Here is a 13,528-nt window from a genome sequence, read left to right on the forward strand (position 1 = left end):
ACGCACTGCCGCAGACGCGGCGCGAGCGCGCGGCGCTGCGCGAGGCGCAGGAGCGCACCGCGCGGGAGTCCTCCGGCATATCCCGCACCGCGCGACTCGGAGCCCAGGCACTCGTGCTGGCCCTCGTCGCCGGCGGGACCAGCGCCTTCGCCGTGCTGCACAAGACCGTGACGGTCGACGTCGACGGCCAGACCCTCGAGGTCAGCGCCTTCGGCCGGACCGTGGGCGACGTGCTCGCCGGCGGTGGCATCGAGGTGGGGGAGCGCGACCTGGTGGCGCCCGGGCTCGACGAGCCGGTGTCGAACAACGGCCAGGTCGTGGTCCGGCACGGCCGCGAGCTCGACGTGGTGATCGACGGCTCGGAGCAGCGTGTGTGGACCACCGCGCTGACCGTCGGGGAGGCAGTGGACGGCATGGGGCTGCGAGGCGGGGACACCCTCCTCTCGGCCTCCCGCTCCGCCTCGTTGGGGCGCGAGCCGTTGCGGGTCTCGACCCAGAAGACCATCCACCTGGTGGTCGACGGCCAGGTCATCGACGGCGTCACGAGCGCCCCGAGCGTGCGTGAGGCGCTGCGGGAGATCGGCCTCGTCCTCCAGGAGGGCGACCAGCTCTCCGTCCCGCTCGACGCGACCGCGGTGGACGGGCTCGTGGTGCTGGTGACCCGTGCGAGCACGGGCGGCGAGACGCAGACCGAGGCCGTGCCGTTCGAGGTCGAGGAGATCGAGGACCCGTCGCTCGTCAAGGGCAACACGGTCGTCAAGACGAAGGGCAAGGCCGGGGTCCGGACCACCACGTACGCGCTGTCCATCGTGGGCGGCGCCGTCGTCGAGCGCACCGTCGTGGCGTCGGCTGTCACGGTGGCACCGGTGACCCAGGTGGTGCGGGTCGGCACCCAGGAGCTCCCCGACCCGTCGATCGTCGCTGTCGAGCCGGGCAGCGCGCAGGAGCTCGGCAAGCAGCTCGCCGCGGCCCGCGGGTACGGCGACGACGAGTTCGCCTGCCTGCTCTCGCTGTGGAAGAAGGAGAGCGGCTGGCGGGTCAACGCGGAGAACAAGTCGTCGGGGGCCTACGGCATCCCGCAGGCGCTCCCGGGATCCAAGATGGCCACCGTCGCGGACGACTGGCGCACCAACCCCGCCACCCAGATCACGTGGGGGCTGAACTACATCGAGGGCCGTTACGGGACGCCGTGCGGCGCCTGGGCCGCCTCACAGGCCAAGGGCTGGTACTGACACTTCGCCCACCTGCGGTGACACTCGCCGATTGGCACATCTGTCACGCAAGAGTTACGGTCTCGTGTCGCTTGAACGCCGCGGCCGCCCCTCCGGTGGCCGTGTCGTCGGGCGACATCGGCTCGTAGGGGGATGTCGCAGCGAGCCGTGACTGCCGGATCGGGGATCCGGACCAGCGGGTGCAGCCTCCACGAGGACGCACGTCGTCGTGGGGCTCATCGGCCCGGGACGCTGCTGGGGCCTGCGAGGCCACCGCACCCCCGTGCCCGGGACCTCTGACGTCTGGAACCGTGTGACTTCCTCGGCCCGTCCCACTGACGCCTCGGGCGCTGCCCACCGTCAAACCCTCCGCACCCGCCTCACCACCGCCGACTCGGGCTCCGCCCGGCTCCGCACGATCGTCGCCGTGACCGCCGTCCTGCTTGTCGGCTCCGGCGCCACGGTCGCCTCCGCGGCCCACAAGACCGTCTCCCTCGATATCGACGGCGAGACCACCTCCGTCACCACCTGGTCCGGCAGCGTCCACGGCCTGCTCGACGAGAACGACGTCGAGGTGACCGACCGCGACCTGGTCGCCCCCGTCGGCAAGCTGGAGGATGGCGCCGAGATCGTCGTCCGCCACGCACGCCTCATCGACGTCCAGACCGACGGGTCCGCCGAGAGCGTCTGGACCACAGCGCTGACCGCCGACGAGGCGCTGGCCGCCTTCGCGTCGCGCGGCGGCGACGTGCGGCTGGTCGCCTCCCGCTCGGCCGCCGACGGCCGCCCCGAGCTCGCCCTCGAGCTCACCCTCGACGGCCCTGCCGACGTGGTCGTCGACGGGCAGACCCACACCGTGGACGACGGCTCGACCACGGTCGGCGAGGCGCTCGAGCACCTGGGCGTCACCCTCGGTGAGTTGGACACCGTCACCGTGGCACGTTCCCCCGAGACCGGGCGCGTGTCCGTCGTCGTCAGCCGCGTGCTGGTCCAGGAGGTCGCCACCACCAGCGAGGTCGCATTCGCGACCGTCACGCAGGACGACCCGTCGCGTTACGTCGGCCAGAAGGCAGTCGTGACGCGAGGCGTCACGGGGGTGCGCACCGTGCTGGACCGCGTCACCACCGTCGACGGCGTGGAGACGGCCCGCGAGACGCTCTCCGACACCGTCACCCAGGCTCCCGTGGACGAGGTCGTGAAGGTCGGCGCCAAGCAGCGCCCGGCCGCCACCGCCGCCTCCGGTGGGGCGATCTCCGCGGGCGGCGCCGCCGACTCGCTGAACTGGGCCGCGCTCGCGCAGTGCGAGTCGGGCGGCAACGCGTCGATCGTCTCCTCGACCGGCAAGTACCACGGGCTGTACCAGTTCTCGGTCGCCACGTGGCAGGCGGTCGGAGGCGCCGGAGTGCCCTCCCAGGCCTCGGCCGACGAGCAGACCGCCCGCGCGAAGATGCTCTACAACCGGTCCGGCGCCGGGCAGTGGCCGCACTGCGGCTCGCGCCTGTTCGGCTGATCGGGCACCGCTCAGCACCGACCGCGGCGAGCGCGCGCCCCACCCGGGCGCGCGCTCGCCGCGCGTCCGGGTCCGGCGAGGGCCGTTAGGCTCTGGGGCATGACTGCCACCGCCGGACCCCTGCTCGGTCCCGCGGAGATCCGGGAGCTGGCCGCTCGGGCGGGCATCCGCCCCACCAAGACGCTCGGGCAGAACTTCGTGCTCGACGGCGGCACCGTCCGCAAGATCGTCCGCCAGGCCGACGTGACCGCGGGCGAGCGCGTCGTCGAGGTCGGACCGGGCCTAGGCTCGTTGACCCTCGGACTTCTCGAGGCGGGGGCCAGCGTCGTCGCGGTCGAGATCGACCCCGTGCTCGCAGGGCTGCTGCCAGGCACCGTGGCCAACCACGTCCCGGACGGCGCGGACCTCACCGTGGTCGGGGCCGACGCCCTCGAGGTGCACGAGCTGCCCGGGCCGCCGCCCACGGCACTGGTGGCGAACCTTCCGTACAACGTGTCCGTGCCGGTGCTCCTGACCTTCCTCGAGCGGTTCCCCACGCTCGAGCGCGTGCTGGTGATGGTCCAGGCCGAGGTGGCCGACCGCCTCGCCGCGCCGCCAGGCAGCCGCGTGTACGGGGTGCCGTCCGCGAAGGTCGCCTGGTACGCCTCGGCCCGTCGCACCGCCACCGTCGGGCGCAGCGTCTTCTGGCCCGTGCCGAACGTGGACTCGGCGCTGGTGCGCATGGACCGCCGCGAGCCGCCCACGACGTCGGCGACGCGGCGCCAGGTCTTCACCGTGGTCGACGCGGCGTTCGCGCAGCGCCGCAAGATGCTCCGCGCGGCGCTGGCGCCCTTGGCAGGATCCTCCGAGGCCGCGGTCCAGGCGCTTGAGGCGGCGGGCATCGACCCGCAGACCCGGGGGGAGCGAGTCGACATCGACGGCTTCGCGCGCATCGCGGAGCACCTCCTCGCCGGGCGCGACGAGCTGCCGGCCGTGCTCGCACGCGGGCAGGGCGCGACAGACGGGCGCTCCGAGCCGCCCGTGGTCGGACCTGGCACAGTGGAGCCGTGACCCAACCTCGAGCCGACCACGACGGGCCGCCGGAGATCCGGGTGCGCGCGCCCGGGAAGGTCAACCTCGGGCTGCGCGTGGGCCCGCGGGAGCCCGACGGATACCACCCGCTGGTGACCGTGTTCCAGGCGGTGTCGGTGTACGAGGACGTGGTCGCCACCGCCAGCGACGACATGACGCTGACCGTCAGCGGGCCGCAGGCGCACCTGGTGCCCACCGACGGCACGAACCTCGCGCTGCGCGCCGCCCAGGCGCTCGCCGAGTACGCCGGGATCGACGCGGGCGTGCACCTGCACATCGAGAAGTCGGTGCCGGTGGCTGGCGGGATGGCCGGCGGATCCGCCGACGCCGCCGCAGCGTTGCTGGCCTGCGACGCGCTGTGGGGCGCCGGGCTGAGCCGTGAGCAGCTGCACGAGCTCGCGGCCAGCCTCGGGTCCGACGTGCCGTTCGGCCTGGTGGGGCACACCGCAGTCGGGTCCGGCCGGGGGGACGTGCTGACCCCGGCGCTCAGTCGCGGCGAGTACCACTGGGTCTTCGCCGTGCGCGACTCCGGGCTGTCGACCGCCCGGGTGTACGCGGAGTTCGACGCGATGACCGGGGCCGGCGCCGCGTCCCTCGGCCCGGACAGCGACCTGGAGCTGTTGCAGGCGCTGCGCGCGGGAGACGCCCTGGCGCTGGGGCGCGCGCTGCGCAACGACCTGCAGCCCGCGGCCCTCGAGCTGGCCCCCGAGCTGGCCGAGACCCTCGCCACCGCCGACGACGTCGGCGCGCTGGGCGTCATCGTGTCCGGGTCCGGTCCGACGGTGGCGGCGCTCGCCCGCAGCCGCACGCACGCCCAGGCGATAGCCACGGCGCTCACGGCGGCCGGTGTCGCCGACACAGCCCTCACGGCCGTCGGACCGGTCCCGGGCGCCCGGCTCGTGGCCAGCCCTGGCTGACGACCAGCCCACCCTGACGACCAGCCCAGCGCCGTAGCATCGCCGCCGGGCGTCCCGCCCTCCCGCACTCCCGTCCCATGGAAAGAGCTGTATGGCCCACCTGCTCGGAGCGGACTCCGTGTCCCTCACGCTCGGCACCCGCACGCTGCTCGACGAGGTCAGCCTGGGGCTCGACGACGGCATGCGCGTCGGGGTGGTCGGCCCCAACGGCGCCGGCAAGTCCACCCTGCTGCGGGTGCTGGCCGGGCTGCAGTCGCCCGACGCGGGCCGGGTGACCCGCGCCGGCGGTGTCCGGGTCGCCATGCTCGACCAGCGCGACGAGCTGCCGCCGGGCAAGACGGTGCGCGACCTGGTGCACGGCGACGCGGACGAGCACACGTGGGCCACCGATCCCCGCATCCGCTCGGTGCACGCCGGGCTGCTCGGCGACCTGTCACTCGAGGAGGACGTCGCGAACCTGTCGGGCGGCCAGCGCCGGCGGGTGGCGCTCGCCGCGCTGCTGGTGCGCGACGACGAGGTGCTGGCGCTCGACGAGCCCACCAACCACCTCGACGTCGAGGGGGTCGCGTGGCTCGCGGAGCACCTGGCCGACCGCTACGCGCGGACCAACGGCGCGCTCGTGGTCGTGACCCACGACCGGTGGTTCCTCGACGCGGTGTGCACGCGCATGTGGGAGGTCAACGACGGCGCCGTCGAGGGCTACGAGGGCGGGTATGCCGCGTACGTCCTGGCGCGCGCAGAGCGGGCCCGCACCTCGGCCGTCACCGAGGAGAAGCGGCAGAACCTGCTGCGCAAGGAGCTCGCCTGGCTGCGCCGCGGCGCGCCGGCGCGCACCTCGAAGCCGAAGTTCCGGATCGACGCGGCGACCGAGCTGATCGCCGACGAGCCGGCGCCCCGCGACCAGCTCGAGCTGACCCGGATGGCCACGAGCCGGCTCGGCAAGGACGTGCTGGACCTCGAGGACGTCACCGTCCGGTTCGACGAGCCGGCCACGGCCGACGCTCCCGCCGTGCGCGGCCGCGCGCTGCTGGACGACGTCACCTGGCGGCTCGGGCCTGGGGACAGGTACGGGGTCGTGGGCGTCAACGGCGCGGGGAAGACGACGCTGCTCCGGCTGCTCGCCGGGCGGCTGGAGCCCACGTCCGGCAGGGTCAAGCGGGGCAAGACGGTGCAGGTGGCCGAGCTCACGCAGGATGTGGAGGACCTCGACGAGGTCGCCGACCTGCGCGTGGTCGAGGTGATCGAGCAGGAGAAGCGCACCGTGGTGGCCGGCGGCAAGGAGCTGACGGCGGCCCAGCTGGTGGAGCGGCTCGGCTTCACCAAGGACCGTGCGCGCACGCCGGTGCGGGACCTCTCGGGCGGGGAGCGCCGCCGCCTGCAGCTGCTGCGCCTGCTGGTGGGCGAGCCGAACGTGCTGCTGCTCGACGAGCCGACCAACGACCTCGACACGGACACCCTCGCGGCGCTCGAGGACCTGCTCGACGGCTGGCCCGGCACGCTCATCGTCGTCTCCCACGACCGCTACCTGCTGGAGCGGGTGTGCGACCGGCAGGTGGCGTTGCTGGGCGATGGCGCGATCCGCGACCTGCCCGGCGGGGTCGAGCAGTACCTCGAGCTGCGGCGCTCCGCCTCCGACGCGCCGCGGCCGGCGACCGGCCCGGCGGCGTCCGCCCCGAGCACCGCGGCGGGCGACGCCGCCCCCGCGGCGAGCGCGGCCGATCAGCGCGCGGCCCGCAAGGAGGTGCAGCGCGTCGAGCGGAGGCTCGGCAAGATCGCCGAGCTCGAGGCCCGCCTGCACGAGAAGATGGCCGCGCAGGCCACCGACCACCAGGCCGTCCAGCAGCTCGACACCGAGCTGCGGGCCCTCGCCGAGGAGCGCGACGCGCTCGAGGAGCTGTGGCTGGCGGCGGCGGAGACCGCCGGGTAGCCGCGACGCTCCCGCGGACGGGCAGCCGCAGGTTCGTCCTCCTGGCCGTGCTCCTCGGGTGCCTCGCCGTCGCTGTGCGCCTGGGCCCGGTGCTGCACCGGTCGTCGTTGCGCGGGGTGATCGGCTACGACGACGGGGTGCACCTCGCCGCCGCGCAGCACCTGCTGGCCGGGAGCCTGCCGTACGCGGACTTCACGTTCCTGCAGCCGGGCGGCGTCGTGGTGGCCCTCGCGCCCTTCGCGGCGCTGGCCGGACTGGTCGGCGACTCGTGGGCGATGGCCGCGGCCCGCGTCGCCACGGTGCTGGTCGCCGCCCTGAACGCGGTGCTGGTCGCCGCGATCCTGCGCCCGCGCGGCTGGACGGCGGCGGTCGTCGGCGGGGTGCTGTACGCCACGTGGGGCACGATCACGATCGCCGAGCGCACCGCGTACCTGGAGCCCCTGCTCAACGTGTGCGTGCTCGTCGCGCTCCTCGCGCTGCGTCGGCCCCCAGGCCAAGGGCTGGCCGGCCCCGCGGCCCGGGCGGTGCGGGTGGCGGCGGTGATGGCAGGGCTCGCCGTCTCGTTCAAGCTGTGGGGCGCCGTGGACGTGCTGGTGCTGGGGGCGCTGGTGTGGGCGCGCGCGGGCCTGCGGGCGGTCGGGCGCGGCGCGCTGTGGTGCGTGGCAGGGCTCAGCCCGGCGCTGGCGCTGGCCGCGGCGGACCCCGCGGCCGCGTGGCGCGACATCGTCGTGGTGCAGCAGGCCCGCCCGGCCGACCCCACCGGCGTCCTCGATCGGATCGGCACGCTGGTGGCGCCGGCCGCGCTCACCGACCCCACCATCGGGCGCGGGCTCGCCACCGCGGGCGGGCTGCTGCTCATGGCGTTGTGCGCGGCGCCGCTGGTCCGCGCCCTCGCCGCCCGGCAGGCTCCCACCGCGTGGGGCGACCCGGTGTGGTGGGGGCTGCTGGGCCTGGCCCAGCTCGCTCTGCTGCTCGCAGCGCCCAGCTGGGGAACCCACTACACCGCGTCGGTCGGGCCGGCGCTGTGCTTGCTTGTCGGGGCCGCCGCGGGCCGCGCCGCCCGCACGATGCCCGCCCCGGGGCGCCCGTGGGCCGTCGCCGGCGCTGCCGTGCTGGCGGTGCCGATCGTGGTGTCCGGGGTCGTGGCCCCCGGCTGGGGGCGCCCGCTGGACAACGGGCCCCTCGCGGCGTTCGCCCGCGAGCACCGCTGCGTCTGGAGTGCGACGCCGTCGTTGCTGGCGGCCGCCGACGCGGGCCGACGGCAGATCCGCGCGGGCTGCCCCGACGTGGTGGACGTCTTCGGGGTGCGGCTCGCGCTGGCCGCGGGGGAGCCGACGCCCGAGCTGGCGCGTGCGGACGCCCGTGCGGCGAGCGGGGCGGGGATCCCCCGCGGGCTCGCGGCCGACGAGCGGATCATCGCCGCACAGCTCGCCGACTCCCAGGCGGCACTGCTCGCCCACCAGAGCTCGGCGAACGAGATGAGCCCGGCGCTCGAGGAGTGGCTCCGCGCCGAGTTCGTCCAGGTGGGGCGCAACCACTACGCCGGGCTGTGGACCCGGCTCCCCTGAGCGCCGCGACGGCGGGCGGCGCTGAGGAGGGGAGGGCCCTGCTCGTGCCCGTCGAGCCTCAGTGCGCGTCGAACGGGGCGACGACGCTGCGCAGCAGGTCCGCGAGGCGGATGCGGTCCTCGTCGGGGAGCCCGGCGAGCAGTGTGCGCTCCTCGTCGAGCAGGTCGGCCAGGGCGCCGTCCACGCGGGTCCGGCCCAGGTCCGCGAGCTCGACGAGCACCCCGCGGCGGTCGTCGGGGGAGGGCAGCCGCGAGACGAACCCGCGCTGCGTGAGCCGGTCGATGCGGTTGGTCATCGTGCCGCTGGTCACGAGGGTCTGTGTGAGCAGGGCGCCGGGGGACAGGCGGTAGGGCGCCCCCGCCCGACGCAGGGCGGAGAGGACGTCGAACTCCCACGTCTCGAGGCCGTGCCGTGCGAAGACCGCCCGCCGGGCCAGGTCCAGGTGCCGCGACAGCCGGCTCACCCGGGACAGCACGGTCAGCGGGGTGACGTCCAGGTCGGGTCGCTCCCGCTCCCACGCCTCGACGATGCGGTCGACCTCGTCATGCACCCCGGCCGGGTCGTGCGTCGCGACGTCCGCCGCCGGTCGCCCGGTCACCGGCCGCTCCATTGCCCGGTCAGAGCCGTGACCGTGCGCGGCGTCGTCCGCCGGTGTGCTGCGTGCCGCCATGCCTCGAGATTACTCGCCGTCGAGATACCGGGGCGCGGGCTCACGTCTCCCTCGTCAGCGTCGGGCGGCGCTCCAGGCTCGAGAGCCCGTTCCAGGCCAGGTTCACCAGGTGGGCCGCGACCTCGGCCTTGTCGGGGCTGCGCGCGTCCAGCCAGTACTGGCCGGTGAGCGCCACCATGCCGACCAGCATCTGCGAGTAGATCGGCGCCGCCTTCGGGTCCAGGCCCCGTTTCTTGAACTCGTTGGCCAGGATGTGCTCGACCTGCGTGGCGACGTCCCCGATGAGGCTCGAGAACGTGCCGGTGGCCTGGGCGACGGGGGAGTCCCGCACCAGGATCTGGAAGCCGTCGGTCGAGGTCTCGATGTAGGTGAGCAGCGTCAGTGCCATCCGCTCGACCAGCACCTTGGGGTGCCCGCCACCGTCCAGGGCCGAGGTCAGCGCGCTCGTCAGGTGCTGGATCTCCCGGTCCACGACCACGGCGTAGATGCCCTCCTTGCCGCCGAAGTGCTCGTACACGACCGGCTTGGACACCTTGGCCCGGGAGGCGATCTCCTCGACGCTCGTCCCGTCGAAGCCCTTCTCCGCGAACAGCACCCGGCTGACGTCGACCAGCTGCTCTCGTCGTTCCACCCCGGTCATCCGGGGGCGGGTCTGTCGTCTCGCCTCGGTAGCCACCAGGACATCATGCCGTGCGGGGCCTGGCAGACTGGTCCGCGTTGGCGCACATCACCCCCTTGTCGGGCGGTGGCGCGCGCCGGTCCGCCCTGGTGTAACGGCAGCACGCAGGCCTTTGGTGCCTTGCGGTCCGGGTTCGAATCCTGGGGGCGGAGCGAGCGTGCCCGGGCCGGGGGTGACGCGGACGCGTCCTCCCCGGCCCGGTCCGCCCTCTCACTCCCGGAGCAGGTCGGCCTCCTCCTCCGGCACGACGGCCAGGTTGTCGAGTTGTGCCCGCGCAGCCGCCCCGGCGCCCGGCGGGGTGCCGCCGAGCTCGACGATCATGGCGTCGATGCTGCGCAGGAGCGCCGCCTCGGGAGCCTCATCGAGGTTGAGGCCCAGCACCTGGGTCCGCATCTGCCGCAGCTGGGCCACGGCGCCCGCGTCGTTGCCCCGCGCCTCGAGGGCGCGGACGCTGAAGAGGGTGTTGCGCAGGGCGACCACGTCCACGGGATCGACGACACCGGAGGCCTCGAAGTTCCGCAGCATGATGTCCATGTCCCGCAGCGATGTCTTGAGGTAGAACCGGTACGTCGTGGTCGTCGAGTTGCCCGCCGGGTCCGTTGCGGTCACGACCACCGTGTGCTGGCCGAGGTCCAGGGTCCACAGCTCCAGCGGGGCCGCGAGGTCGAGCGGGGCGCCGTCGAGCGTCGCGACGACGGTGGCCGTCGGGTCGTCGATCGTCAGTCCCCAGTCGATCGTGCCGCCCACGCCGTAGATCCCGCCGTCGGTCAGCCCGGTGAGCTCGAAGTTCGGCGGGGTGGTGTCGGGCGCCAGCGGCTCGCGGACCTCGAGCGTGCTGGCGAGCCTGATGTCGCCGGACGACGGGCCGACGAACAGGTCGGTCGTCCCGGTGGGGGTGATCCAGTAGCCGAACTCCGTGTCCCAGTACGCCAGCACGTGCTCGGGTGTGTAGAGCTCGATCGGCACCTCGACCGTGGCGGACTCGCCGGGTTCGAGCGTCACCAGGTCCCACCCGAGGAGCGCCTGCGGCGGTGTCTCCGCGCGGTCGGTGGGCAGCCTGCCGTTGTACACCTGCACCACCTCGGTGCCGGTGGACGTCCCGGTGTTCGTCACCTGGACGCGCGCCAGCCCGGTCTCGGAGGTGTCCGGCCCCTCGTTCTGACGTGCGCGGGGCCCTTGGACCTCGAGCTCGCTGTACTCGAACGACGTGTACGACAGGCCGTGGCCGAACGGGTAGAGCGGTTCGATGCCGAGCTCGCCGTACGCCCGGTACCCGACGAAGACGCCGTCGGTGTAGTCGACGTCGATGTTCGGGACGTTGACGTCGTAGTACGGGTTCGCCAGGCCGAGGCCCTCGGTGACCTGCTCCTCGGTCGCCGGCCACGAGATGGGCAGGTGTCCGGAGAAGTCCTCGTCACCGAAGAGCAGCGCCGCGACGGCACGTCCCTGCGCCTGCCCGGGGTACCAGGCCTCCAGCACCGCGGGAACGCTGTCCAGCCAGGGCAGTTCCACCGGCGCGCCCGTGGCGAGCACGACCACGGTGTTCGGATTGACCTCGGACACGGCCTCGATGAGCAGGTCCATGTTCTGGAACAGGTTGAGGTGGCCGCGGTCGAGCGACTCGCCCATGTAGTCGTTCGCGATGACGACCGCGACGTCGGCCGCCGCCGCCGCCTCGACCGCCTCCTGGATCTGCGGTGACGCCTGTCCGCTGGGCGGGACCCACGAGAGCCGGATCGCCGGTCCGATGCTCGAGCTCGTCGCGGGGCAGCACTGGTTGGGCGCGTCTGCGACATAGTCGATCCGGATGTCGTAGCTCTGCCCCGCGGTGAGCGCGAGGTCGGCGGCCACTGTCTGGATCGTGTCGGCGTCGGCGGTCAGCACCACCTGGTCGTCGACCCACAGCGTGACCTGCCCCAGCACGGTCAGGCCCAGCTGGTAGGAGCCGGACTCTGTCGGGTTCAGCGTGCCGGTCCACCGGACCGAGGGGTTCGGCGTGGCGAGGAACGCGTCCGGCAGCTTCGGCGCCGGAGTGGGGTTGTAGCCGAATCCGCCGAACACCGCGGCGAGCCCTTCGCCCCAGTTCACCTGGTCCTCGACTCGGGAGGTGTTGGGGTCGCCGCTGAAGTCCGAGTTGGTGAACCACTCGGCCCAGAGCCCGTCGCCGTCGCCGGTGGACGGCTGCAGCACGCCGGAGGGCACCGGTTGGTCCCCGGGCATGAGGTCGGCCGGGCGCACCGGGTCCGCGCCGTCGACGTGGGTGACTTCCACCCCGGCGCCCGCCCGAGCGGTGATGCCGTCGACCATCGTGGTCACCTGCGTGGGGTCGACCACGATGTCGCTGCCGAAACCGCTGATGTACCGGTCGGCGGCCTCGCCGATCACGGCGATCGAGTCCAGGTCGTCCGCCGCGAGCGGCAGCGCCTGGCCCTCGTTGCGCAGCAGCACGGAGCCGTCGACGGCGATGTCGTACGCCGTCTGGTCGCTCTCCGCGATGACGTCGTCGGGAAGCGGTGGCGTCGCGGGCTTCGGGTTCTCGAGGCTGCCCACGGGCGGGTTGTCGATGATGCCGTCCTTGAAGTACGTCCGCAGGATGCGGTGCACCATGTTCTCGAAGCGCTCCGGCGCGATCGTGCCGTCCTCGACCGCTGCTGTGAAGGTCGCGAAGTCGGGGAAGGCAGGGCCGCACACGTCGGCGCCCAGGTTGTACGCCTCGATGGTCGTGCAGGCGTTGAAGTCCGAGGACACCCAGCCGGGATACCCGAGCTCGCCCTTGAGGATGTCGAACAGCAGGTGGGGGTTCTCGCACGCGTGCGTGCCGTTGACCCGGGGGAACGCGCACATGACCGCGCCGGGCTCCGCCTGGATGAGGATCTCCCACTGCCGGATGTACGTCTCCCGCAGGGTGCGCTCGTCCAGCACGGCGTTGAGCGTGGTGCGCTGCGTCTCCTGGTTGTTCGCCACGTAGTGCTTCGGCAGCGAGTACACGCCGTTGGTGTCGTTCGTCTGGTTGACACCGGTGGTGACTGCGGCGGGCATGAGGCCGCCCAGGAGCGGGTCCTCGCCGTAGGTGGCGAACTGCCTGCCGAAGAACGGGGTCCGCACCAGGTCGGTGGACGGGGCGGCCCAGCCGGAGAAACCGGTCAGGTGCGTCTCCAACCCCGCCTGTCGGCCGAACGCCTGGGCCAGATCCGGATTCCAGGTGGAGGCGACCGCGTAGCCGGCCGGGAATGCGGTGGTCGGCGCGTCGGCGATGACCACGCCCGAGGCGCCGTCGATCTCCCGGCGTGCCGGGATGCCCAGCTCGGGGATCGCGGTGGCGCCGCTGCCGCTGCCCTCGAACAGGGTGAGCTTCTGGTCGAGGGTCATCGCCTCGGCGAGCAGGTCGGCGCGCTCGTCGGGCGTCAGGTCGGTGTTCATCCAGGGCGGCTCGTCCTGTGCGGCGGCGGACGTGGCCACCGCGGACAGGCCGGTCACGAGCACGACCACGCTCAGCAGGGCTGCCAGCAGCCGACGGGCCGGACGGCCCCGCTGTGGGTGCGGCTGGGCGGGCGGCGCCGCCGTGACGTGGGACAGATGTGGCTCCATCGCCAGACCTCCAGCGCGCCGGGACGGCGCATCGCGGCCACCCGTGGTGGCCGACGGCTTCGTCGGGCGCGGTCCCGCGAGGGCTCGACGTGCCCGACGCTGAGAGATGGGGGGAGTTGGGTGCGGGGCCTCGCGGGCCCTCGCGCCTGACGGGCGCCTGCAGCGTCGCGCGCCCAACGATGGACGGCGTCGCGGCGGCGGACTGCCTCGTTCGCGCCGCTCATGGGGGGAGCCGGCAGCCGCTGGAACTCAACGTAGCACCCGGCCTAAATCGGGACAATTGTGGGCGTCAGGGCCGAGCGGCGCCCGGACGCCGATCACGCCTGGCCGTGGCGGGAGTCTCACGCCACCGGTCCGGTGGCTGGACGAGCCTCTGTCCTCGCGGCG

Annotated in this window: 9 protein-coding genes and 1 tRNA gene; 7 read left to right on the forward strand and 3 right to left on the reverse strand. The window is 73.7% G+C overall.

Annotated elements, in window-relative coordinates:
- The first annotated feature begins 77 nt into the window (after positions 1–77).
- From NP064_RS03850 to NP064_RS03875, 6 genes are all read left to right on the forward strand, one after another.
- Positions 78–1,232 (forward strand): resuscitation-promoting factor, encoded by a 1,155-nt coding sequence (locus tag NP064_RS03850; protein ID WP_227568032.1) that lies wholly within the window; start codon positions 78–80, stop codon positions 1,230–1,232.
- Positions 1,233–1,638: 406 nt separating this feature from the next.
- The gene (locus tag NP064_RS03855; RefSeq protein WP_227567830.1) at positions 1,639–2,721 is read left to right on the forward strand and encodes a resuscitation-promoting factor; all 1,083 of its coding nucleotides are present in this window, start codon (positions 1,639–1,641) and stop codon (positions 2,719–2,721) included.
- A gap of 99 nt (positions 2,722–2,820) precedes the next feature.
- Positions 2,821–3,771 carry a 16S rRNA (adenine(1518)-N(6)/adenine(1519)-N(6))-dimethyltransferase RsmA gene (rsmA, locus tag NP064_RS03860; RefSeq protein ID WP_227567829.1) on the forward strand — a complete coding sequence of 317 codons (951 nt, stop codon included), beginning with the start codon at positions 2,821–2,823 and terminating at the stop codon, positions 3,769–3,771.
- The gene (locus NP064_RS03865) at positions 3,768–4,709 is read left to right on the forward strand and encodes a 4-(cytidine 5'-diphospho)-2-C-methyl-D-erythritol kinase (RefSeq protein ID WP_227567828.1); all 942 of its coding nucleotides are present in this window, start codon (positions 3,768–3,770) and stop codon (positions 4,707–4,709) included. Before rsmA ends, NP064_RS03865 begins: the two co-directional genes overlap by 4 nt.
- Before the next feature lie 91 nt (positions 4,710–4,800).
- Positions 4,801–6,636, forward strand: a complete 1,836-nt coding sequence (locus NP064_RS03870) for an ABC-F family ATP-binding cassette domain-containing protein (RefSeq protein WP_227567827.1) — start codon at positions 4,801–4,803, stop codon at positions 6,634–6,636.
- Positions 6,606–8,204 carry a hypothetical protein gene (locus NP064_RS03875; protein WP_227567826.1) on the forward strand — a complete coding sequence of 533 codons (1,599 nt, stop codon included), beginning with the start codon at positions 6,606–6,608 and terminating at the stop codon, positions 8,202–8,204. The genes NP064_RS03870 and NP064_RS03875 overlap by 31 nt, the downstream gene beginning before the upstream one ends.
- A 58-nt stretch (positions 8,205–8,262) precedes the next feature.
- Here the strand turns inward: NP064_RS03875 and NP064_RS03880 are convergent, their stop codons facing one another.
- Positions 8,263–8,814: a MarR family winged helix-turn-helix transcriptional regulator gene (locus NP064_RS03880; protein WP_255623492.1), complete on the reverse strand. Its 552-nt coding sequence runs from the start codon at positions 8,812–8,814 to the stop codon at positions 8,263–8,265.
- Between the two features lie 100 nt (positions 8,815–8,914).
- Positions 8,915–9,514 (reverse strand): TetR/AcrR family transcriptional regulator, encoded by a 600-nt coding sequence (locus NP064_RS03885; RefSeq protein ID WP_227568030.1) that lies wholly within the window; start codon positions 9,512–9,514, stop codon positions 8,915–8,917.
- 119 nt (positions 9,515–9,633) lie between these two features.
- Here NP064_RS03885 and NP064_RS03890 point away from each other — a divergent pair.
- Positions 9,634–9,705, forward strand: a tRNA-Gln gene (locus NP064_RS03890).
- Positions 9,706–9,763: 58 nt separating this feature from the next.
- Here the strand turns inward: NP064_RS03890 and NP064_RS03895 are convergent.
- Positions 9,764–13,141, reverse strand: a complete 3,378-nt coding sequence (locus tag NP064_RS03895) for a beta-glucosidase (protein ID WP_227567825.1) — start codon at positions 13,139–13,141, stop codon at positions 9,764–9,766.
- Positions 13,142–13,528 lie beyond the last annotated feature (387 nt).

Origin of the sequence: Cellulomonas chengniuliangii (assembly GCF_024508335.1) — a bacterium.
Lineage (GTDB): Bacteria > Actinomycetota > Actinomycetes > Actinomycetales > Cellulomonadaceae > Cellulomonas_A > Cellulomonas_A chengniuliangii.

Bases quoted from the DNA above. Each gene is read 5' to 3' on its own strand.
- rsmA (WP_227567829.1), top strand. From the start codon at position 2,821: ATGACTGCCACCGCCGGACCCCTGCTCGGTCCCGCGGAGATCCGGGAG.
- NP064_RS03870 (WP_227567827.1), top strand. From the start codon at position 4,801: ATGGCCCACCTGCTCGGAGCGGACTCCGTGTCCCTCACGCTCGGCACC.
- NP064_RS03880 (WP_255623492.1), bottom strand. From the start codon at position 8,814: ATGGAGCGGCCGGTGACCGGGCGACCGGCGGCGGACGTCGCGACGCAC.
- NP064_RS03885 (WP_227568030.1), bottom strand. From the start codon at position 9,514: ATGACCGGGGTGGAACGACGAGAGCAGCTGGTCGACGTCAGCCGGGTG.
- NP064_RS03895 (WP_227567825.1), bottom strand. From the start codon at position 13,141: ATGGAGCCACATCTGTCCCACGTCACGGCGGCGCCGCCCGCCCAGCCG.